Annotated in this window: 13 protein-coding genes; 5 read left to right on the forward strand and 8 right to left on the reverse strand. The window is 72.9% G+C overall.

What is annotated here, in order from left to right:
* The first annotated feature begins 188 nt into the window (after positions 1-188).
* From WME85_RS15125 to WME85_RS15145, 5 genes are all read left to right on the forward strand, one after another.
* Positions 189-3,341 carry an SNF2-related protein gene (locus WME85_RS15125; RefSeq protein WP_437838915.1) on the forward strand — a complete coding sequence of 1,051 codons (3,153 nt, stop codon included), beginning with the start codon at positions 189-191 and terminating at the stop codon, positions 3,339-3,341.
* A gap of 95 nt (positions 3,342-3,436) precedes the next feature.
* The gene (locus tag WME85_RS15130) at positions 3,437-4,006 is read left to right on the forward strand and encodes a hypothetical protein (protein WP_437838917.1); all 570 of its coding nucleotides are present in this window, start codon (positions 3,437-3,439) and stop codon (positions 4,004-4,006) included.
* A 111-nt stretch (positions 4,007-4,117) separates the two neighbouring features.
* Complete coding sequence (locus WME85_RS15135; protein ID WP_437838919.1) at positions 4,118-5,731, forward strand: SDR family NAD(P)-dependent oxidoreductase; 1,614 nt, start codon at positions 4,118-4,120, stop codon at positions 5,729-5,731.
* A 304-nt stretch (positions 5,732-6,035) separates the two neighbouring features.
* On the forward strand, positions 6,036-8,231 hold the full coding sequence (locus WME85_RS15140; protein WP_437838921.1) for a cation:proton antiporter domain-containing protein: 2,196 nt from the start codon (positions 6,036-6,038) through the stop codon (positions 8,229-8,231).
* 3 nt (positions 8,232-8,234) lie between these two features.
* Complete coding sequence (locus WME85_RS15145) at positions 8,235-9,104, forward strand: PTS sugar transporter subunit IIA (protein ID WP_437838923.1); 870 nt, start codon at positions 8,235-8,237, stop codon at positions 9,102-9,104.
* A gap of 87 nt (positions 9,105-9,191) precedes the next feature.
* On the opposite strand, the gene WME85_RS15150 is transcribed toward WME85_RS15145, so the two are convergent.
* From WME85_RS15150 to rplS, 8 genes are all read right to left on the reverse strand, one after another.
* A complete protein-coding gene (locus tag WME85_RS15150; protein WP_437838925.1) occupies positions 9,192-10,322 on the reverse strand; it encodes a hypothetical protein in 1,131 nt (376 codons plus the stop codon).
* 1 nt (position 10,323) lies between these two features.
* Positions 10,324-13,143 carry a TonB-dependent receptor domain-containing protein gene (locus tag WME85_RS15155; RefSeq protein WP_437838926.1) on the reverse strand — a complete coding sequence of 940 codons (2,820 nt, stop codon included), beginning with the start codon at positions 13,141-13,143 and terminating at the stop codon, positions 10,324-10,326.
* A 7-nt stretch (positions 13,144-13,150) separates the two neighbouring features.
* Complete coding sequence (locus tag WME85_RS15160; protein WP_437838928.1) at positions 13,151-16,216, reverse strand: FHA domain-containing protein; 3,066 nt, start codon at positions 16,214-16,216, stop codon at positions 13,151-13,153.
* 218 nt (positions 16,217-16,434) lie between these two features.
* A complete protein-coding gene (locus WME85_RS15165; RefSeq protein ID WP_437309815.1) occupies positions 16,435-16,569 on the reverse strand; it encodes a hypothetical protein in 135 nt (44 codons plus the stop codon).
* Between the two features lie 140 nt (positions 16,570-16,709).
* Positions 16,710-19,046 carry a protein phosphatase 2C domain-containing protein gene (locus WME85_RS15170; protein WP_437838930.1) on the reverse strand — a complete coding sequence of 779 codons (2,337 nt, stop codon included), beginning with the start codon at positions 19,044-19,046 and terminating at the stop codon, positions 16,710-16,712.
* A gap of 42 nt (positions 19,047-19,088) precedes the next feature.
* Positions 19,089-21,233, reverse strand: a complete 2,145-nt coding sequence (locus WME85_RS15175) for an FHA domain-containing protein (protein WP_437838932.1) — start codon at positions 21,231-21,233, stop codon at positions 19,089-19,091.
* Positions 21,234-21,461: 228 nt separating this feature from the next.
* On the reverse strand, positions 21,462-22,646 hold the full coding sequence (locus WME85_RS15180) for an FHA domain-containing protein (protein ID WP_437838934.1): 1,185 nt from the start codon (positions 22,644-22,646) through the stop codon (positions 21,462-21,464).
* 287 nt (positions 22,647-22,933) lie between these two features.
* Positions 22,934-23,287, reverse strand: a complete 354-nt coding sequence (gene rplS / locus WME85_RS15185; RefSeq protein ID WP_436617143.1) for a 50S ribosomal protein L19 — start codon at positions 23,285-23,287, stop codon at positions 22,934-22,936.
* Positions 23,288-23,327: the final 40 nt, after the last annotated feature.

The following is a 23,327-nucleotide window of genomic DNA, read 5'->3' on the forward strand; positions in this document are numbered from 1 at the left end:
CTGCTAGAGCAGCGCCCCGCGCTCGCCTGGCGAGCTCCGGGGCTCTGGAACACGAGGCGGTGGAACAGGACGCCTGATAGTCTTCGCGTTCTCTCCACCTTCCTGTGAACATGATCAAGGATGGCGCCGGTCCCCGGGAGAGCGCGCGAGCGCGCCGAGCGGGGTCGGCGTCGGTGTCTGGAGTCGCTGTGCAGGGTCTTCTCGAAGCCATCAGAAAAGCCTGTCTTCCGGGCCTCTGGTCCCAGGGGGTGAAGCTCGCCCGCGAGGGCGCCGCCTTCGGCCGGGAGGACCGCGGCGAAACCGTCGTGATCCGCGTCAAGGCGGCGGGCCAGCCCGTCGCGCCCACCGTCACCCTCTACCCCGCGGACGCCGAGTGGACGTGCGACTGCGGCGGCAAGGTCGACCCCTGCGCCCACGCCGTCGCGGCGGCCATCTCGCTCTCGCAGCCGGCCGTGTCGGCCTCGCCAGCCGCGTCGGGCCAGCCGCCCGCGTCGGGCCAGCCGCCCGCGTCGGGTCAGCCGCCCGCGTCGGGTCAGCCGCCCGCATCGGGCCAGCCGCCCGCGTCGGGTCAGCCGCCCGCGTCGGGTCAGCCAGCCGCCGGGCAGCCCGCTGCGTCGGCCCAGCCAGCCCGGCTGCGGTACCGGCTCCGGCGCAAGGGCCTCGTGCTCTCGCTCGAGCGGATGATCGTGCACCCGAGCGGCGCGGAGGAGCCGCTCCGGATCTCGCTCGCCAGCCTCACCGGCCGCGCCGCGCGGGGCCCGGCGGGCGCCGAGCGGCCCGGGCCGAAGCTACCCGAGCTCTACCCGACGCACGAGGACCTCGCGGTGGACCGGCTCGTGGGCACCAAGCAGCACGGCTATTTCCCCTCGGATCGCCAGCCCGAGCTGTTCGCCGCGCTGGCCGGCGTCGCCGACGTGGAGCTCGACGGCGCGCCCGTCCGCATCTCCAGCGAGGCGATCGGCCCCCGCGCGATGGTGCGCGATCACGACGACGGCGTGGCGCTCATCGTGGAGCGGGACCCGCGCATCGACGAGGTCATCGCGTCGGGCGTCGTCCGGTGCGGCGGCACGCTGCACCTGCTCCGCGAGACGGACCTCACGGGCCCGAAGCTCGAGCGCCTGCCGCTCCGGCGGGTGTTCTCGCGGGGAGACCTCGGCAAGCTCGTGACCCAGGTCCTGCCGGAGCTGAAGAAGCGCGTCCCGGTCACGGTCCAGAGCCACCGCCTGCCCCGCGCGGGCGGCGCGTCCCGGCCGCGGATCCTCCTCGAGCTCAGCCAGAAGGACCACACGCTCTCGGTCGTGCCCAGCCTCGTCTACGGCGACCCGCCCGAGGCGCGCATCGAGAACGGCCGGCTCGTGCACCTGTCGGGCCCCGTGCCGGTCCGCGACGAGGCCGCTGAGCGCGTGCTGCTCGTCCGTCTCCGCGACGAGCTGCACCTCATCCCTGGTCGCCGGGTCGACTTCGACGGCGCCGAGGCGATCCGCTTCGCCTCGCGCCTCGAGGCGTGGGACACCCGCGCCTTCTCCGACGCGCGGGGCGAGATCTTCGGCCGGGCCGAGCTCTCGCCGCGCTTCGTCATCAACGACCGCACCTTCGACGTCGAGTTCGCGCTCTCGAGCGGTCAGCAGGAGGAGGGCGACGGCGACGGGGGCGACGGCGCCGGCGCACCGCAGAAGCGCGCGGACGCCGCGGCCGTGATCCGCGCGTGGCAGGACGGCCTGCCGCTCGTGCCGCTGCTCGGCGGCGGGTGGGCGCCGCTGCCCGCGGCGTGGCTCGAGAAGTACGGCGCGCGCGTCGCCGACCTGCTCGCGGCGCGGCGCGACGACAAGGAGGTGCCGCCGGCGGCGCTCCCGGGGCTGGCGGCGCTCTGCGACGAGATCGAGCACCCGCGCCCGTCCGGCTTCGACAAGCTGATGCCGCTGCTCGACGGCTTCGCGTCGCTCCCCGAGGCGCCGTTGCCGGCCGACCTCACGGCGACGTTGCGCCCGTACCAGCGCCGCGGCGTCGACTGGCTGTCGTTCTTGCGCGACGCCGGCCTCGGGGCGGTCCTCGCCGACGACATGGGGCTCGGCAAGACGCTGCAGACGCTCTGCGCGGTGCGCGGGCGGACGCTCGTCGTGTGCCCGCGCAGCGTCGTCCACAACTGGGCCGACGAGATCCGGCGGTTCCGCCCCGGCCTCCGGTTCGCGATCTACCACGGCGCGCGGCGCGCGCTCGACCCCGCGGCCGACATCACGCTGACGACCTACGCCGTGCTCCGCAACGACGTCGAGCTGCTCGCGGCGCAGGCGTGGGACGTGGTGGTGCTGGACGAGGCGCAGGCGATCAAGAACCCCGACAGCCAGGCGGCGCGGGCCGCGTTCGCCCTCCGCGCCGAGCTGCGGGTGGCGCTGAGCGGCACGCCGGTCGAGAACCGCCTCGACGAGCTCTGGAGCCTGCTCCACTTCACGAACCGCGGCCTGCTTGGCGGGCGCAGCGCCTTTCAGGACCGCTACGGCCGGCCGATCGCCGACGGCGTGCAGGGCGCGGCGGCCGAGCTGCGGCAGAAGATCCGCCCCTTCGTGCTGCGGCGCATGAAGCGCGAGGTGGCGCCCGAGCTGCCGCCTCGCTCGGAGATGGTGCTCTACTGCGAGCTCGAGGAGGCCGAGCGCGAGCTCTACGAGGCGGTGCGCGCGGCCACGCGCAAGGACGTCGTGGCGAAGCTCGCGGAGGGGGCGAGCGTCATGGCGGCGCTGGAGGCGCTGCTCCGCCTGCGCCAGGCGGCCTGCCACCCGGCGCTCATCCCCGGATCGAGCGCCGGCGCCGCGGACTTGCCGCCGGCGTCGCGGGTCACGCCGTCTTCCAAGGTGATGCGGCTGCTCGAGGCACTCGAGGAGTGCGTGGCGGACGGCCACAAGGCGCTCGTCTTCTCGCAGTGGACCTCGCTGCTCGACCTCGTCGAGCCGCACCTCACCGAGGCGGGGATCCCGTTCAACCGCCTGGACGGCGCGACGCGCGACCGCGGCGGCGTGGTGGCGGCGTTCCAGTCGGCGGGCGGCCCGCCGGTGATGCTCATCTCGCTGAAGGCGGGCGGCACCGGGCTCAACCTGACCGCGGCGGATCACGTGTTCCTGCTCGACCCCTGGTGGAACCCGGCGGTCGAGGATCAAGCGGCCGATCGGGCCCATCGCATCGGGCAGCACCGCCCGGTGATGGTCCACCGCCTCGTGGCGAAGGACACGGTCGAGGAGGGGATCCTCGCGCTGCAGGAGCGGAAGCGCGCGATCGCGGGCGCCGCGCTGGGCGAGGCGGACAGGGCGGTCTCGCTGACGCGGGAGGACCTGCTCGCGCTGCTGCAGTAGCGCGGGCCGGCCTCGTCGAGGGACGCCGTCCGCGTCCTCGCCCCGATGCCGCTCGCGGTTGCGGGCGTTGAGCCGACATGGGATGAGCGCGCGTGATGCGAACCTCCACGCTCCCCCTCGTCGCGCTGCTCACGTGGCTCGCTGCATGCACCGGAAACGGGCCGCGAGAGCCAGCGCCCGAGCCGACTCGTCCGGCCTCGACCGTGGAGCCCTCCGGGCCGCCGGAGACGCAGGCGCCGACCGGCTCTGCGCCGACGCAGGCGCCGACCGGCTCTGCGCCGACGCAGGCGCCGACCGGCTCCGCGTCGACGACGCCGGCGCCGACGACGACCCCGGGGCCCGGCGAGGAGGCGCTGCTCGGCACCTGGAGATCCGCCGCGTGCGCCCCGCGCAAATACGAGCGCGTGCTCTCCTTCGCGAAGGGCGGCAGCTTCGCCGCGGAAGATCGCGTCTCTCCCTGTCCGCCGCGGGTGGCGTGCATCTGGTCGGGCATCATCCACCGCAAGGGGGGGTTCAAGCGCTCCGGCGACGCCGTCTCGCTGTCGGTGGCCGAGGCGTCGCAGGGGCCGGGCGGCCAGCCGTTCCCGACCACGCTGACCCTCGATGCCTCGGGCGCGCCCGCCGAGACGGGCGCGGACGGCAAGCCCTGCCCGTATCAGCGCTGATCCTCCGCGCGCCTCACCCTTCCACGGGCTCGCGGGCCGTCCGCACCTTCGCTGGCCGCCGTGGCCCCCGGTTCGCTCCTGCGCGCCCGCGTGCTATGCACCGCCGCTTCGATGAGCTCCGAGAGCGAAGCTGCCGGTGCAGGCCGGCCGTTCACCCCCGCCGATCTCGACGCGTGCCTGAGGGTGCTCGAGTCCCTGGTCGACGACCGCGCGCAGCTCGCCTCGATCAGCGCCGAGGATCGCCGCCGTCTCCTCCTCGCCGCCGGCCGCGTCTCGCGCCCCGAGCGCGCCGAGCAGCGGGAGCTCGCCAGGGCGTTCCGCAAGAGCGACCGGCGCGCGCAGAGGTCCGCTGACACCGCGCTCCTCGACGCGGTCGGCATCCGCGTCGCCCGCCGTGAGCCCGTGTTCCGGACGCCGGACGCCCTCGCGCTGGCTCCCCCGCGCGCGCTGGGTTCCCCCTCCTCGCCTGCCGCCACCGAGCCCGCCGCCACCGAGCCCGCCGCCACCGAGCCCGCCGCCACCGAGCCCGCGCCGCCGAGCGACCGCGGCGCGCCGGAGCTCGCGAAGCCGCGCAAGTGCTATGTCTGCAAGGCCGAGTTCCGCAGGGTGCACTTCTTCTACGATGCGATGTGCGGCCCCTGCGGCGACTTCAACTTCGCGAAGCGCAGCCAGACGGCGCCGCTGGGCGGCCGCGTCGCGCTGGTCACCGGCGCCCGGGTCAAGATCGGCTATCAGGCCGCGATCATGCTGCTCCGCGCCGGCGCGCGGGTGATCGTCACGACCCGTTTTCCGCACGACGCCTCCCGCCGCTTCTCGGCCGAGCGCGACTTCGACGGCTGGGGCTCGCGCCTCTCCATCTATGGGCTCGACCTCCGCCACACGCCGAGCGTCGAGCGCTTCACGCGCCACCTCCTCCGCACGCTCGACCGCCTCGACTTCATCATCAACAACGCCTGCCAGACCGTGCGGCGCCCGCCGGGCTTCTACGGTCACCTGATCGAGGGCGAGACCGCGCCCGTCCACGCCCTCCCGGAGGCCGCGCGGCCGCCGCTCCAGGAGTACGACGCGCTCCGCGCGCGCGGCGCGCTCCCCCTCGTCGCCGGCGGCGACCCCTCCGCCGGCCTCCGCGAGCCCGCGCTGCTCTCCCAGATCCCCGGCCCCGGGGACGAGCCCCTCGACGACGTGCTCTTCCCCAAGGGCCGTTACGACCCCGACCTCCAGCAGGTCGATCTCCGGGCGATCAACAGCTGGCGATTGACCCTCGCCGAGGTCCCGACCGCCGAGATGCTCGAGGTCCAGCTCGTCAACGCGGTCGCCCCCTTCGTGCTCAATTCCCGGCTGAAGCCGCTCATGCTGCGACAGCCCACCTTCGACAGGCACATCGTCAACGTGTCGGCGATGGAGGGGCAGTTCTACCGCCGGTACAAGACGGACAGGCACCCTCACACCAACATGGCGAAGGCCGCCCTCAACATGATGACGCGCACCTCCGCGCCCGACTACGCGAAGGACGGCATCTTCATGAACAGCGTCGACACCGGGTGGGTCACGGACGAGGACCCCGCGGCGCTCGCCGCCCGCAAGCTCGAGGAGCACGGCTTTCACCCGCCGCTCGACATCGTCGACGGCGCCGCCCGCATCTGCGACCCGATCTTCTCCGGGCTGCTGAGCGGCCAGCACGTGCACGGCCAGTTCCTCAAGGACTACATGCCGGCCGACTGGTAGGCGCCGCCGCCCGCGCCAGGGCGCCGCGCCGCTTCAGGGACGCTCGCGCGCCATCGTTGACAGCAGAGTCCGTCCGGTTGTCTTCTCTGTGCCACGGCTGCACGGCCGCGGGGGTGCGGCTGACGTGCCTTCACCGGCCCACATGCGTCCGCGGCGCGCGCCTCCACGACACACTCTCGCGCGCTCGCACCGGTCTCATCCTTCGGTGCGCCCGCTCGCATTGACGCCCCGCATCCTTTGTTGACAGCCCAGACGGGCCGCTGATAAGCGATAACTTAACACTTACCAGGAGGGAGCGCGCTCCATGGAGAACCTGATCCACAATCCGCTGACTCGCTTCCTCATCCAGGCGTTCCTGATCATCGCCTGCGCGCGGCTCGTGGGCCTGGTCGCCCGCAAGCTGGAGCAGCCGATGGTCATCGCCGAGGTCACGGCGGGCATCCTGCTCGGCCCGTCGCTGTTCGGCTGGCTCTTTCCCGACACGTCGGCGGCCCTGTTCGCGCAGGAGTCGCTGCCGCTCCTGAAGCTGGTGAGCGAGGTAGGGCTCATCGTCTTCATGTTCCTCATCGGGCTGGAGCTCGATCCGAAGCTCCTGCGCGGGCGCGGCCACGCCTCCGTCCTCATCAGCCACACGAGCATCGTCGTGCCGTTCGCGCTGGGCGGCCTCCTCTCGCTGTACCTGTACCCGCGGCTCTCCGACAGCTCGGTGCCGTTCTCGTCGTTCACGCTCTTCATGGGCGTGGCGATGAGCATCACGGCCTTCCCCGTGCTCGCGCGCATCCTCACCGACAAGCGCCTGCTGGGCACGAAGGTCGGCGCCCTCACGATCACGTGCGCCGCCGTCGACGACGTGACCGCCTGGTGCATCCTCGCCTTCGTCGTCTCGATCGCGCGCTCCACCGGGCTCGTGGGCGCCGTGTGGACCACGTTCTTCGCCCTCGCCTACATCGCCGGCATGATGTTCCTGGTCCGGCCGTTCCTGGCCCGGCTCGGCGAGCGCGGCGCCAGCAAGGAAGGGCTCTCGCAGGACCTCGTCGCCATCACGCTGCTCCTGCTCATCGTGTCGAGCTGGACGACCGAGATGATCGGCATCCACCCGCTGTTCGGGGCCTTCATGCTGGGCGCGATCATGCCGAAGGGCACCGGCTTCGCGCAGAGCCTGGCCGAGAAGCTCGAGGACTTCGCGGTCGTCTTCCTGCTCCCGCTCTTCTTCGCCTTCAGCGGCCTGCGCACCCACATCGGGCTGCTCAACTCGGCCGACGGCTGGGTGATGTGCGGGCTCATCATCGTGGTCGCCTGCGCGGGCAAGTTCGGCGGCAGCGCCGTGGCCGCCCGCATCACGGGCCTCAAGTGGCGCGAGGCCAGCGCGATCGGCATCCTCATGAACACCCGCGGGCTGATGGAGCTCATCGTCCTCAACCTCGGGCTCGATCTGGGCATCATCTCGCCCAAGCTGTTCACGATGATGGTGCTCATGGCGCTGGTCACCACCTTCATGACCTCGCCGCTCCTGCGCTGGATCTACCCGCCGGAGGAGCTGGCCAAGGAGCTCGCCGACGTCCCCGACCGGACGCCCCTGCCGGCCGCGGCGGGCGTGTTCACGGTGCTCATGTGCGTCTCCTACGAGCGCACCGGCCCCGGCATGGTGACGCTCGCGAGCGCGCTCGCCGGCCGCAGCTCCGAGGCGAGGCGCCTCTACGCGCTGCGCCTCATCCCGCCGACCGACCGCGGCTCGTTCCACATGGACCAGGGGCCCGAGCGGCAGGGGGCGGCCGCGCTCTCGCCGCTCCTGTCGCGGGCCAAGGAGCTCGACGTCGAGGTCCGCTCGCTGTCCTTCGTCTCGCCCAAGCCGAGCCACGACATCTGCAACGTCGCGGACGTGAAGCAGGCCGACCTCGTGCTGGTCGGCTGGCACAAGCCGCTGCTCAGCCAGACCGTGCTCGGCGGCACGGTCTACGAGGTCATGCGCGGCGCCCGCACCGACGTCGGCGTGCTCATCGATCGCGGGCTCGCGGCGATTCGCAAGCTGCTCGTGCCGTTCCACGGCACGGCCCACGACAAGGCGGCGCTCGCGCTGGCGCGCCGGCTGGCGCAGCAGGTCGGCGCCGACGTCACCATCCTCCACGTGGTCAACCCGAAGCGCCGGTCCGACGACGCGCTCGGCGCGCAGGAGATGGTCGACGAGGTGTTCGAGGGCCAGGAGGACGGCGCGCTGCGCAAGTCCAAGGTGACGCTCAAGGTGGTCGAGCACGACTCGCCCGCCGACGCGGCGCTGGAGGAGGCGAAGCACGGCTACGATCTCGTCCTCGTCGGCGTCGGGTCCGAGTGGGGCCTCGCGCAGCGCCGGTTCGGCATCCGCGCCGAGCACATCATCCAGGGGTGCCCGACGTCGCTGCTCGTCGTGCGCCGCTACGAGCCCGCGGCGGTGCCCGCCCAGGCGCCGGCGCCTTCCCAGCCGATGCTCTCGACCGCGCTCACGGCCGGGCCCGATCGCACCTGACCCATGCCAGCGCTCTCCGACGCCGACAGCGCCGCGCGGGCGCGCGCGCTCGCCGAGTTCGGCGCCGCGCTGCGGCTCCTCCGCGTCGAGGCGGGCCTGAGCCTGCGCGCCCTCGCGCACCGCATCGGCGTCTCCAGCGCCTACCTGAGCCGCGTCGAGCACGGGCACGACGCCATCCCCACGCCCGACCGGCTCACGGCGATCGCGGGCGCGCTCGAGCTCCCTCCGGCGGTGCTCCTGGAGCTCGGCCACCAGGTCGAGCCGCTCGTCTCCCGCTACCTCGAGCGCGTCCCGGCGGCGAACGCGCTCTTCCTCGAGCTCGCGCGCCGCAACCTGAGCGGCCCTCAGCTCGCGCGCGTCAAGGCGTTCATCGACGCGGAGTTCCCGGTGAGCGCGCCCTTCGGCGTGGCGCCCGCGCGGCGGCTCAGCGAGCTGCTCACGCCCGAGCGCATCGTCCTGCAGCTCTCGTGCGCGCACATCGAGGACGTCATCGACGTCGCCGCCTCCCGGCTCGTCCCCAAGTGCGGCGCGCTGTCGGCGAGCGCGCTCGCCCAGGAGCTCCTGCGGCGCGAGCGCGAGTCGCCCACCGCGCTCGGCAACGGCGTCGCGGTCCCGCACGCGATCGTCCCCGGCTCCTGCCAGGCGGCCGTGCTCGCGACGCTGGCCGATCCGCTCGCGGTGCCGACGCCGGGCGGCGCCCCGCTCCGGCTGCTCGTGGTCCTCATCTGCGGCGAGGGCGGCCGCGCGCACCTCGAGCTGCTCGCGCAGGTGGCCAGGCTCGCCAGCCACAACGCCGCCGACGCCCTCTGCGCCGCGCGCGACCCGGAGCAGCTCATCGACCAGCTCGCGCAGATGGAAGCCGGCTGCGGCTGACGCTGCGGCGGGCGGCGGCCTCCGCGTCGGCGGCGCACGCCGCCGCGCGCCGCCGACGCGCCGCCGCGCGCCGCCGACGCGCCGCCGTCACTTCACGCGGACGCGGCGCTGCACGACCGACGAGCCGCCGCGCGTGTCGCGCAGGACCGCGGTGAGCGTGGCGATGCCCGGCTCCGCCGGCGGGATCCAGTTCACCGCGTGGTCGCCGAGGTAGCCCTTGGCCGCGTCGCTCACGAGCTTGATGCCCCGGTCGAGATCCCCGAGGTCGGCGAAGTAGTCGATCCAGACGATCTCCTTCAGCGCCTGCTGCTGCGCGTCCGGATCGGGCTCCGCCACGCTCGCGTCGATGAGCGCGTCGAGGTCATACGCGGTGCACTCGACGAACGGGTCCTCCGCGCTGCACCCGACCTCGCGCCGCTCCTCCTTGCCCACGGTGCAAGGGGGGACGGTCGGGATGTCGGCGAAGTCCTCCGGCAGCGGCGCGCCGTCGAGGGTGAGCCCCTGCATCGCGGGGTTCGCGTTCACGCGTCCGTCGCCGAAGACGTAGACCTGCGTGTAGCCCGCGACGAAGCTGTCGGGGCCGAGCCGGCGTTTGTCGGCGTCGAAGCAGCCGACGGGGAAGGTCCCGGCGCGCCCGGTGCCCTGGTCCTTCACCTCGCCGAGCGTCCCGGTGCAGGCGACGAAGAAGACGTAGGCGCTCCCGTAGGCCGGTCCCGAGACCGGAGGCACGCGGCCGTCGAGAATGTCGTCCCCGATCGTGACCGTGTACGTGTCGCCGAAGTTGGCGGACATGCCGTCGACCTCGGGCAGCGGGTCCCCTGGCTTCCAGGTCCTGAGCGCCGCGGCGAGCTTCTCGAACTGCGGGTAACAGCCGTAGTAGTCGTCCCCGACCGGGTTCTCGCACCCGCCGAACCAGTAGACGTTCACCGGCCGGGTCCCGCCCTCTGCGCCGCCGAGCCCGTCCTGGTAGTGGATCTGGAAGGTGACCTGCTCGCCGGGGTTGGCGTAGGGCCTGTCGGCGACCACCGCGAAGACGCGGAGCCCGTTGACGAGGCTCGGCGGGTCGAAGCCGGCGACGCACCCCGAGGAGATCGCCGGCGCGGCGACCGCTCCCAGCGCGAGCGTCGCGAGCAGCGCGCGCCGCCACCTGCGCCCGCGATCTGCGCCGGCGCGCTCCACCGCGCCGCCCGCGCCGCTCATCGCCCGCGTCGATCGCATCTCAGAACTCTCCTCGCAGCCCGAAGCTCGGCAAGATCGGCAGCCCCGTGACGTACTGCCGGGATGTATAGTTGTAATTGTACTGAACTGCCTCGCTGTTCGCGTTGTTGTAGACGTTCTGCACGTCGAGGTAGGCCGAGAGCCGCCAGCGCGGGAACTTCCACGTCTTGTCCAGGCGCAGATCCAGCTGATGGAACGGCGGGAGCCGCTCGCTGTTCGGCGTGGAGAAGGGGATGGGCGTATAGGTCCCGGTGGGCGCGTAGAAGAGCGCGTTGGTGCGGTACGGATCGCAGCTCAGCTCGTTCACGTTGCACACGTTGGGGGTGACCAGGTTGCCGGAGACGAGGCGGAACCGGGCGCCGAACTCCCAGCCGTCGCCGAGGCGGTAGCTGCCGAGCACCGTCAGGATGTGGGTCTGATCGAACGGGACGAGCCGCTCCGCCTCGCCGGGCCCAGGCACCCGCGTGCTGCGGGACAGCGTGTACGCAGCCCAGCCGAAGAAGCGGTCGTCGGGCTTGTACTTGAGCAGGAACTCTCCCCCGACGACCCTGCCGGAGCCGACGTTCTGGTAGTCGAGCTGGATCGAGCCGGGCCGGTTCACGCCGACGACGAGCTCGTCGAGCTGCTTGTAGAACCCCTCGGCCGACGCCTCGATGTTCCGGGTCACCTCCTGCTCGACGCCGAGCGCGTAGTGCAGCGCGCGGGTCGACTTCAGGCCCGGGTTGCCGAGCGGCGGGATCACCTCCTGGAACTGCGGCGGCTGGTGGAACACGCCGACGCCGCCCTTCACCGTCGTCCGCGGGAACCCCTGGACCACGTCGACGCGCCCGTTGACGCGCGGGCTCACGGTCGCCTGCTGGTTCAGGTCCTGGTAGTCGAGGCGCAGTCCGGGGACGATCTTCGCGCGGGCGCTCGGGGCGAGCTCGAGCTCGGCGTACGCCGCGGGGTAGAAGAAGTCGCCGTCGCGCGAGACCTCCTGGAGGGTGCGCGTCGAGAACGGCTGGTTCGGCGGCTCGCCGGGGCGGTTCGGCCCGGGGGCGCGGAGGTTCACCTCGTAGAGGCCGGCGAAGACGTCGAGCCCGGCGTTGAAGACCACGCCCTTCGCCACCCGCCGCGCGTACTCGAGGCGGCCGGAGAGCGTCTTCAGATCGAGCTGGAAGTAGATCGGCCCGATCCCGAAGTCGGCGTCGTCGCGCGCGATCGCGAGCACGCCGTCGAGCCGGTCCCTGTCGGTGAGCTCGTGGTCGTAGCGGAGCTGCAGGCGCTGAAAGGCGGTGTGCAGCCCGACGTTGCCGGAGAGCGCTGGCTCGTTCGGCTGCGGATCGCTGAGGAGCAGCTCGAGCGCGTCGTCCGAGCCGAAGAACGTGAGGCGGACGCGCGACGAGGGCGTCGGCTCCGTCTCGAGGAGGACCTGGTAGTCGTAATAGACGGGCGCCTGGGTGACCCCCGCGCCCGCGGCCTCGAGCACCGGGCCGAACGACTCGCCGATGTAGCTCCGGCGGCCCGCGACCATGAAGCGGGTGTTCTCGAGGAACGGCACCGGCCCCTCGAGCAGGACGCGCGCGTCGATGAGGTCCATCTGCGCGAGGCCGTGGAGCTTGCCGTCCTCCTTGGGCGAGCGCAGGGCCACGTCGACGATGCCGCCCTGCACGCGGCCGTACTTGGCGCTGAAGTTGCCGGGGTAGAAGTCGATCTTCTCCAGCATCTCGGTCGGCACGACCGAGGAGAGGCCGCCGAAGTGGTAGATGAGCGGCACCTGCGTGCCGTCGACGAAGGTCTGCGTGTCCTGCGGGCCGGCGCCGCGGACGATCAGCAGGCCGGCGATGGCGGGCGGGCGCGCCACGCCCGGCAGGTTCTGGAGCGAGCGCAGCGCGTCGCCGTTCGTGCCGGGGATGCGGTTGATCTCGCGCTGCTCGAGCGTGCGCTTCGTGACCTCGCGCGGCGGGCGGTCGCCGCGGACCGTGACCTCGAGGCCCTCGCCGCTCGGCAGGAGCCGGTACTTCACCTCGATCTGCTCGCCGGCGGCGACCTCCTCCTCGACGGAGAGCGGCTCGAACCCGGGCGCCGCGACGGTGACCTGGTAGCGCCCTGGCGCCAGGTTGAGGAAGACGAAGCCGCCGCTCTCGTCGGTGGTGACCTCCGGCGGCGCGGCGGCCGCCGCGCCGCCGGCGAGGGGCGCGACGGAGACCGTGGCGCCCGCGAGCGGGACGTCGCCGCCGCTCGCGAGCACGGTGCCGCGGAGGTTGTCGGCGATCGGCGCGAGCTCGCCCGGGGCCGCGGGCGGCGGCGCGGCGGTCTTCAGCGTGAACGTGTAGCGGTACCGGATGCGCGCCGCGGCCGGGGTGCCGTCGGCGCGGCGCGCGGGCTCGAACTCGAGCTTCCGGGCCGCGGCGACGGCGGACTCGTCGAACCCGTCGCCGGCGCTCTCGATGACGACGGCCTGCTTCACGCGCCCGTTGCGGTCGATGTCGAGCTCCAGGGTCACCGTCCCCTGGAGCCCCTTCTTCTCGGCCTCGGGCGGGTACTCCGGCGGCGTGTAGTTGAGCGCCCGCGGCGGCGTCGCCTGCCCTGCGGGCGCGACCGGGGGCGCGGCGGGCGTGACGATCGCGCCGCCCTCGCCCCGCGGCACGCTCGGCGGCTCCGCGGGCGCCTGCGGCGACCCCTGGCCTTGCTGCTGCTGCTGCTGCGCCCCCGCCGGGGAGGGCGGGAGCGCGGCGAGCAGCAGGGCCGCCAGCGCGGCGGCGCGCGGTGTCCGGGAGCGGCGCGGGAGCGGGCCTCCGGCGCGGCCTCCGGCGCTGATGGGCGCGGGCTCCTGCGTCATCTCGAGGTCACACCGGGTCGCGCCGCTTCAGGACCGCGCAGAGCGTGACGAGGATGAGGAGCGTCATCCCGGAGAGCACCGCGTACGGCATCCAGGTCTGGTCGTACGTGGTGAAGCCCCACGCGCCCGCGTAGTTGTCGGCCGCCATCTGCGCGATGGCGCACTTGAACTTGCCGGCCTCGATGAAGTCCGCGGCGCTCGTGTCGGTGCGGTGCAGATCGATGACCCAGGCCGGGTCCTCCGCGGTCGCGAGCCGCTCCGGCGCGATCGCCCCCTCGAAGCCCCAGCGCGCGGGGATGATGTACATGAGCGGCCGGAGGTGCGGCACCGTCGTCATCGGCACCATGAGCCCGCCGAGGACGACTTGGGGGATGAGCGCGATCGGCGTGAGCGCCATCGCCGCCTCGGACGAGGCGACCACCGTGGAGAGGAGGAGCCCCAGCGCGACGGCGCTGAGCGAGGTCGCGGTCAGCGCGGCGAGCTGCATGGCGAACGCCTGCGCGCCGCCGTGGAAGCCGAGGGCGAAGAACACGATCGCGAGCAGGATGGTGCACTGGACGAGGCAGAACCCGGCGAGCAGCAGGTACTTGGAGAGCACGTAGTTGACGAGCCCCAGGTTGACCATGCGCTCGCGGAGGTAGATGGCCCGCTCGCTGACGATCTCGCGCGCCGCGTTCGAGGTGCCGAACCAGACCGCGGCGACGACGAGGAAGAAGATCGCCGCCGTGTGATCGGTGGTGACCTCCATGCCCTTGAGGATGTCGGTGCTCTGGTCCGCGCCCCCGGCGCGGCGCCCGAGCTCCTGGAGGGCGCCGAGGCACCAGGCCGGGATCGCCTTCTCCTGCCCGCCGAAGACGATCGCGAGCAGGATGCCGATGATCGGGGCCTGGAGGAGCATGATCAGGGTGCCGGCGATGTCGCGCTTCTTCACCTTGAAGTAGCGCGACAGGAGCAGGCGGAGCTGCCCACTGGTCGTGGCGCGCCCGGCCGGGATGCCGCGCTGCCCCTGCCCGGTGCCGATCTCCCGCCGGCCGGAGTACATGCGCCTGTACGTCGGGTTGGCGTCGGAGAAGAACTCCTTGCGCCACTCGATGGCCGCGAGCTTCCGGGCCTCGCTGCGGGACACGTTCGGGTCCCGCGCGCGGAGCTGCTCGAAGATCGGCCGCTCCCGGAGCGCGAGCATCTCGAACATGTCGCGCGGGTTGTCGACGTCGTTGGGCTGGCCGTGCCGCTCCTTCCAGCTGCCGAAGAAGCGGTAGGCGTCGGGCCTGGTCGGCCCGAAGAACGTCGGGATGCCGCCGTAGCCGAGGATGAGCGCGTGGCTGAACTTCTCGAACTCGTCCTTCGCCGGCTGGTGGATCGTCATGATGATCGTCTTGCCGGTCGCCTTCGTGAGGTCGTGCAGCAAGGTGATCAGCGCGGTCGTGTCGTCGGCGGCGAGGCCCGAGGTCGGCTCGTCGAGGAAGAGGATGACGGGGTCGGTGACGAGCTCGAGCGCGATGTTGACGCGCTTGCGCTGCCCGCCCGAGAGGATCTTGTTCTCGGGCTTGCCGATCTGGAGGTTCTTGACGCCCTCGAGGCCGAGGTCCTTGATGGTCTGCTCGACGCGCGCGTCGATCTCGGCCTCGGTGTAGTCGGGCGGCAGGCGGAACTTCGCGCTGTAGCGGACGGCCTCGAAGACGGTGAGCTCCGGGTGGACGAGATCGTCCTGCGGCACGTAGCCGATGGACCCGCGGAGCGTGTCGTAGATGTTGTAGAGGTCCTCGCCGTTGATGCGGACGACGCCGCTCGTGGGCGGCAGGTAGCCGTTCAGGGTGAGCAGGAGCGTCGTCTTGCCGGCGCCCGACGGCCCCATGAGCGCGATCATGTCGCCCGGCAGCGCCTTGAACGACACGTTGTCGAGGAGCGTCTTCTGCTCCTGGGGGTTGTCCCGGTCGGGGACCTGGAGGGAGAGGCTCCACGCCTCGATCTCGTAGAGCGGGCGCCCTGCCCACCGATCGGCGGAGTACTCCTCCTGGACGACCTCGACGGCGCCCGCGCCCCCCATCTCGATCTGGAGGGGCATGGGCCCGATGTAGATCTTCTCGCCGCTCTGCACGGCGATCTTCTGGCCGGGCGCGATGCGGTTGCCGCGGACGTAGGTCCCGTTGGCGCTGCCGCGGTCCTCGACGTAGAGCTGCCCGTTGATCGAGTGCAGGAGGGCGTGGTGGCTCGACACCTGGGGGTGCGCGAGCACGATGTCGTTGTCGGGCGTGCGCCCGATCTTCTTGACGTTCGACCCACCGCCGGAGAAGTCGAGCTGGCCGAGGACCGTCTTGTTCTTCTTGCCGGGCGCGCCCGCGGCGGGCAGCGCCGACGCGGCGTGCGCGGGCTGCGGCGGCGCGTAGCCGCCGGCGGCGGGCTGCTGCGGCTGCGCGTAGCCGGCGGCGTGCGCGGGCTGCGGCGGCGGCGCGTAGCTGCCGCCGGGCTGCGGCGGCAGGGCGCTCCCGGCGGGCATGGCGCCGGGCAGCGCCGACATGCGGGCCGCCTGGGCGAGCTGGATGAGCAGGCTGACCTGGACCGGGACGGGCCCGAAGGCGACCGCGCCTTGCGGATCGATGGGCGTCGGCGTGCCGGGCGCGATGCGCTGCGCGCTCACGTACGTGCCGCTCGTCGAGTTGTGGTCGATGACCATCATGCGATCGAGCGTGACGGTCGCGTGCTGGCTCGAGACGCTCGGGTGCTGGAGCACCAGGGAGGCGCGCGCGGGGTCTCGCCCGATCACGACCTGGCCGGGCGCGGGCGCGAGCGTGCCGGGCGACGCGAGCATCAGCGTGATGGCCGGATGGTTGAGCGGGACCGGCGTCTGCGCGACGACGAACTGGGTGCGGAAGTCGAACGGGAGCTGCTCTCCCGGCGCGAGCGCCCGTCCGTTCGCCGACGCGGGCCCCTGTCCGCAGGCGAAGAGCAGCTTGCCGCCACCCTGGTTGATGATGCGCGCGTGCTCGGGCAGGACGCCGGGAGCGACGAGCACCACGTCGCAGGTGGGGGCGCTGCCGATCGTGATGCTTTGTTTGCCTAGCCCCGGGATCATTCGGGCCGCGTTTCACCACAGGCGGTGGGGGAGAGCAAGGAAAGAGGCGCGTTGCGCGCGGGTAGGCGATGGAGCCGCGCTGTTCGCGCGCGCGGGAGGGAGGCGAGCGGCGGCCGCGTTGCGCGCGGCGCGGCGACGACGGGAGGCTTTCGCCTGCTGGGCGAACAGAGCGTCAGACCGGAGCTTCGTGACGGGCGGGAGCCGGTTGGCTCAGCGCATCAGAGATCGAGGAGCATGAAGCCGGCGCGGGTCTCCTCGAGGGAGGGCCGGCGGAGCGACTCGGGCTCGTCTTCCATGTCGGCGGGTGTGCCGTCCATGTCGTTTCCGTACTCGAGCTCTTGGTCTCCAGGCATGGAGGAACCTCCGGAGAGCTAGGCTAATCCGGAATCTGGTCCTTCTTCAATTGCATTTCACGGCCGAGATCGTCGCCCAGCGCTCCTCTTGAGTCGTCGGTCGCATGGATGTGCGTGGGGGCGTCTCTCCGCCTTCGCGCTCAGTCGCCGGTGAGCTTCCAGAGCAGGACGGCGAGCAGCGCGACGATCAAGGCCGAGGCCGCGGCGATCGCGGCGATGTAGACGCCGCGCGGGGTGCGCACGGTGGTCGGGACGCTCGACGCTGCGGGCGACGACATGGGGCCGGAGAAGCCCGGCGCGGCCGCGGCGTAGCCGTGAGCGTGCGGCGCGGGCGCGAGGTGGTGGTGCGGGGCGCCGGCGAGGGCGCTGCCCGGGGCTGCGGCGCGGTGCTCCGCGAACGCGACGGAGGCCGGGGGAGCGTCCTGGGCGATCGGGTGAGGCGGCGGGCCGAAGGCGGCGCCAGGGGGAGGCGGCGCGCCGAAGGCGCCCGGGTGAGGCGGCGCGCCGTAGGGGGCGCCGGCGTGAGGCGGCGCGCCGAAGGAACCCGGGTGAGGCGGCGGCGGCGCGCCGAAGGCGCCCGGGTGAGGCGGCGCGCCGTAGGGGGCGCCGGCGTGAGGCGACGCCCCGAAGGCGGCGCCCGGAGCGGGCGGCGCGCCGTGGGCAGCTCCCGGTTGAGGCGGCGCGCCGAAGGCGCCCGGGTGATTCGGCGCGCCGTGGGCAGCTCCAGGGTGAGGCGGCACGCCGTAGGCGGCGCCAGGAGGAGGCGGCGCGCCGAAGGAACCGGGGTGAGGCGGCACGCCGTAGGCGGCGCCAGGAGGAGGCGGCGCGCCGAAGGAACCGGGGTGAGGCGGCGCGCCCGGCGGTGCGCCCTGCGCCATCGACGGCGCGGGGGCGGGGGCGCTCAGGGGAAGGGGGGACAGCACCGCGGGCGCGTCAGGCGCGCTCAGGCGAGGCACCGGCGGCACGGTCGGGGGCAGCGCCGATGCGGTGTCCATGGCTGTCGGGCTCACGGCAGGCGCGCTGTCGACGGCGGTCGGGCGCAGGGGCGGCGCGCCGATGGCAGCTGGCGGGGCGACGGGGGGCAGGTTGTCCGTGACCGTCGGCACCATGGCGGATTCGCTGTCGATCGTCATCGGACGCGGCAGCGGCGTGCTGCCCGCGGTCGCCGGGGCGACGGGGGGCAGGTTGTCGGTGACTGTCTGGACCACGCCAGCCAGGCTGTCCGTCACTGTCTGGACCACGCTGGGCGCGCCGCTGGTGACCGTCGGACGCAGGAGCGGCGCGCTGCTGGCCGCCGCCGGTCCCGCGGCGGGCGCGCCGTCGGTGACCGTCGGGCGCTGGAGCGGCGCGCTGCTGGCCGCCGCCGCCGGTGCCGCGGCGCGCGCCGCCGCCGGCGCGAGCGTGCTGTCGACGCCGGTCGGGACCACGGTTGTCGCGTTGCTGGCGGGCGCCGGGCGCGGCGCCGGCGCGCTGTCGGCTCCGGTCGGGACCAGGGTGGTCGCGCTGCTGGCGGGCGTCGGGCGCAGCGCCGGCGCGCTGCTGGTGGGCGGCGAATCCGCGGGGCTCTGCTGGCCGCTCGACGCCTCCTCGGGCCGGGTCATCGCCACGGTCTCTTGAGGATTCGACGCGCGCGGCTCGTCCGCGCCCGCGCTGCCGGCTCCGGGCGGCCCCTGCGCGATCGTCAGCGAGCGGCTGCCCGTCTCGAGGACCCGGACCATCTGGACGGTGATGTTGTCGTGACCGCCGCGGTGGTTCGCGAGCTGCACGAGCATCCTGCACGCGTGCTCGACCGGGCCTGACGCGAGCGCCTGCCGCGTGCACCCGAGGATGTCCCCGCTGAGCACGAGGTCGGTGAGGCCGTCGCTCGACTGGATCAGCACGTCCCCCGGGTACAGCTCCATCGGCTCGGGGCGGACCTCGACCTCCACCTCCGGCTTCATCCCGAGGGCGCGCGTGATCTTGTTCGCGTCGGGGTGGCCGATCGCCTGGGCCTCCGTGATCATGCCCGCGTCGACCATCCCCTGCACCATCGAGTGGTCGCGCGTGAGGGGATAGATCTGGTGGCTCCTGATCACGTACGCGCGGCTGTCGCCGACGTGCGCGATGTCGACGCCGGCGTCGTGGAGGATCATCGCGACGACGGTCGAGCCGGGTCGGACGCGGTTGTCCGCCGGCCCGCCCAGCTGGTAGACGCGGCGCCCCGCTTCCTCGATCGCGGCCTTGAGCGCCGCCCTCGGGTCCACGGTGGCCGGCGTCTGCTCGATCGCCTCGAAGATGGTCTTGATGGCGGTGCGGCTCGCCTCGCTGCCCCCGTAGTGTCCGCCCATGCCGTCGCACAGGACGCAGAGGTGACCGAACTTGGTCTCGGCGTAACCGCACGCATCCTCGTTGACCTGCTTGTTCGGATCCCGACCCGCATCGCTGGCCTGGGCGAACTCGATCTTGAGGTGCAGGGAGGACTCGGTCGGGGGCATCATGGGGGAGCGTCGCTCGGGGCGTGAGGCCAGGCCTCGGACACGCTACTCCAAACGGACGCTGAACTCGACGGGGCCGAACCGCAAGGACGCCCCGGGCGGCACCGGCGTCCACATGGACGCCGCGATGCGCTGGCCGTTCACGTAGGTCCCGTTGTTGGACCCCTCGTCCCGCACGAACAGCTGGCCGGCCTCGAGCTTAAGGCTCGCGTGGGTGCCGGACACGCGCGGCTCCGAGAGCGCGATCAGGCACGTGGCGCCGTCGCGGCCGGCGCGCACCTCGGCGCCCGGGTGCACGGTGTAGATACCCGACGGCCCCGAGAGCGTCGCCCGGCTGGCCCCGCCCGGGGGAGCCCCCATCATCGGCCCGCCCCCGTACCCGAAGTCGCCCGGGGGAGGCGGCGCCGGCGCGTACGGCGGCGCCGGCGGCCCGCCGCCCGCCACGATCGGCCTCGGGGGCGCCGCCGCGACGGCGCCGCGGCGCTTGCCGCCGCCGCCGCGGAAGATCGACACGAGCAGCAGCACGATGACGACGCCGCCGAAGGTCACGCCGCCGATGAGCAGGTACGGCAGCGGCGCCTCCTTCGCCTTCAGCGTGAGGATCTTGTCGGCCGTGACCGCGCTCGTCCGCCGCGCCTGGTTGTCATAGACGATGAGGCGCGCCGTCATCTGGTCGCCCTTGCCCACGAGGAACTTGTCCGTGTCCGGCAGCTCGAACTCGACGACGCTGTCGCCGGCCGAGATCGCCTTGCCGCGCATCCCGCCCTCGATCAGCGTCCGCTGGGCCTTCTTCGCGTCCTCGATGTTCCCGCCCTGCAGCGACTGCGGCGCCGCCTGGTTCTTCGGGACCATGTAGATCTCGGCCCGCTGCGCGTTGCCGCCCCAGCAGAAGTTGCCGAAGATCTTGACCGTGCTGCCGGGGTAGATCGGCGACTTCTTCGCGGCGCGATCGGTCGCGTCCCGGTCGATGTCGAGCGGCCACGCGGTGGGATCGATGCCGACGGGGACGTTCTGGAACGTGGCGTCGCCGGCGATCGGCGGATCGGTGTTGATGAAGGCGAGCTTGAAGGTCTGCGTGATGCTCGGCGCGACGCAAGACACCCGCCACTTCACGATGTGCATCTTGTTGAAGCGGGTGCGGATCGCGTTGACGATGTTGGCCGCGCGCCGCTGCTGGCCGTCGCGCACCACGCTGAAGAAGCCGCCGATCTCGGTGTTCGCCATCCCCTCCATGAACTCGCGCGCGTTCGCCGAGAACTCCTCGACGAGCTTGCTCGGGAACCAGATCGAGACGACGGGCACCGGCGTCTTCGGCAGGACGTCGTTGTTCTCGGGGAACCGCCCCTTGGTCAGGTAGTCCCGGAGGAGGTTCGACGCCGCGGCGGTCGAGCTCGGGTCCGCGCCCGCGGAGCCGTTCGAGAGGACCACCATCGCCTGGTGCATCGGCACCGGCACCCCCTGGCCGGCGTTGCCGAGCTCCTTGAACGCGTCGGTCGCGGCGTTCTTGATGATCGTGAAGAGCGGGCGGGTGCGGCCCTGGGTCGGGTAGGTGCGCGCGGCGCCGGCGATGGTCTGCGCCGCCGTCTGCTTGTTGCTCACCCACTTCGAGTCCTCGACGACGCCGCGGTCGTTGAAGAACATCACGTCGACGATGTCGTTCGGCTGCATCGCGTTCACGAACGCGCTCGCGACCGCCTTCGCCTCGTCGAAGCGTGTGCCCATGCTCGACGCGGCGTCGATCAGGATGAGCCACGCCGTCCCGACGCCCGGCTGGCCGGCGCTGTCGCCCCACCGCGCCTTCGACTCGAACTTCGCCGGCAGGTCCGTCCCGTCGACCGTGACGGAGAAGATCGCGTTCTTGTCCGGGAAATCGAAGGACGAGTAGAGCGCCGACGGCTGCTCGATGGCGTCGGCGATGCAGTCGAGGTTCGCGTCGCCCGTGAGCGCGGCGCACGTGCGGGTGATGTCGCTCAGGCGTTTGTTCTGCACCACCTCGAGCACGGTCGTGAGCACGGGCGAGCCGTCCACGGTGCTCGCGCGCGGGTCGACGCGGAGCAGGTGCGCTTCGGGGGCGGCCTCGGCGCGGGGCTGTCCGGCGACGAGCGCGAGGACGGCGGCCGCGAGCGCGAGGAGCGGGGCGCAGAGCCGGGCTCTGCCCCCGCGCCTCCCGAGACATGCGGAGGCGCTCATTGAGTGGATCGGGCGGGTCGCGTCATGAGAGGGAGTCATGCGTGGGGATCTCCAGCGAGCGCGAGGGAGCAGAGGAGCGCTCCCCGCGCGAGCGGGGCGGCCGCCGCGCGCTGGCGGCGGCTATCCGGTTGGTTTTCACGCAGCCTGGCCGGGGCGCCAGGTGCCGGTCGAACGTCGCGGGGGAAGGGGGCCGGGCTTGGCAACGGCTCTCCTCGTGCGCTGTGCACGTCAGGCCCGCGCGGCCACGCTGAACAGGATGACGCTGAAGCCGCCGAAGCGGATCTTGTCGCCATCGCGCAGCTCGCGCCGGCCCTGGAAGCCGATCGCCTCTTCGTTGTGGAACGTGCCGTTGGTGGAGCCGAGGTCGGCGAGGACGAGCCGCCCGGCGTCGATCTCGATCGTCGCGTGGTGCGTCGAGGTCGTCCCGTGAGCGATCTCGATGTCGACCTTCTGCCCTGTCTCGGCGCGGCCGATGACGTTCTTGCCCTGCCAGAGCGGCCAGAACCTCCCGAGCGCGTCGTCCTGGAAGCTCACGAGGAAGCCCGCCAGGGTGCGGCGGCTCTCCTGCCCCCGCGGCGCCGGGGTCGGCTGGTGCTGGACCGGGGGCCCGGAGATGTACTGCGGCGGCGGCGGCGGCGGCGCCGGCAGGGGCATGCCCTGGTGGGGCGGCGGCGGCGGGGGCTCGCCGTACGTGCCGATTCCGCCCATCCCCCCCATCTGTCCACCCATCTGGCCACCCATCTGGCCCACGGGCGGCGGCGCCGAAGGGCCCGGCTGGTTGGGCGGGTACGCCGTCTGGTTGAACGGGTCCCCGCTCATCTGGATGCCGTCGAGGGCGATCGGGTGACCCCCCTCCATGCAGAAGGAGCCGCCCGCCGGGATCGCGTGCCCCTGCACGCAGCGCGCGCCCTGCTGCTGCGGGGGCGGACCGAAGCCCGGCCGGGGGGGCCCGGGGTAGCCGCCCTGCTGCTGCTCCGGGAAGCTCGGGGCCGGGCCATAGCCGCCTCCGGGCGCGCCGAACACCGGCGGCTCTGGCGGGAAAGGCGGCGGCTTCAGCGGCATCGGAGGGGGCGGCTGGGGCGCCCCGTAGCCGCCGGGCTGCGACCCGAAGGGCGGCGGCGGACCGAAGCTGGAACCGACGCCCTCGGGCGGCGGCCCGAAGCCGGGAGGCGCAGGCGGAGGAGCCCCGAAGGGCGCCGGCGGGGGCGGACCAAAACCGCCGCTCGGCGAGCCATAGTTCGGAGGGGGCTCAGGGGGCGAGCCGAAGCCCGGGGTAGGAAACGGAGGCGGCGGAGGCGGCGGCGGAGGCGGCGCTCCGAACGCTCCAGGCCCGGACGGGGCGAGCGGCGAGGCGCACACAGCGCAGAATTTATCGGCGGGGGTCGCGGGCGCACCGCAACGCGGACAGAGCATGGTGATCCTTCTCGGGTTTCGCGGCGCTGGGGCGCCGCCGCCGCGAGCATACCGTGGGCGCTCGGCCGAGGATCAAGAAGAAGTATGCGGGAATCCTTGCTGCCGATTGACAAGGCCGCTCGCGCGCGTGCGCGCGTCGCCGTCCGGCGCGCAGAGGCTCCTGCGCTGCGCCAGGGACGCTGAGCGCGCGCTCGACGCGCGCTCGACACAAGCAGCACCGCTGCCCAGCTGGCGGCCTGATCTGCGTGCGCTCTGGATGCGGGCCGGGCATGCCCGGCCGGCGCGGATCAGTCCTTTGCGTCGCGAACGCGGGCGGCCTTGCCTGCGAGGTTGCGCAGGTAGAACAGCCGCGAGCGGCGGACCACGCCGCGCGAGACGATCTCGACCTTGTCGATGCGGGGGCTGTGGAGGAGGAAGATGCGCTCGACACCGACCGTGAAGCTCACCTTGCGCACGGTGAAGGTGCTCCGGGCCCCGGCGCGGTGCCGCTTCAGCACGACGCCCTGGAACACCTGGATGCGCTCCTTCTCGCCCTCGACGATCTTGTAGTGGACGCGCACCGTGTCGCCGACCCGGAAATCCGGGATCCCCTCGCGGAACAGGGGAGCTTCGATCTTCGCGAGGATGTTCGAGGTCTGCATGGTCGGTCAATCCTTCAAAGGGTCGGGGATCCGTCTTCGC

Origin of the sequence: Sorangium sp. So ce1153 (assembly GCF_051521595.1) — a bacterium.
Lineage (GTDB): Bacteria > Myxococcota_A > Polyangia > Polyangiales > Polyangiaceae > Sorangium.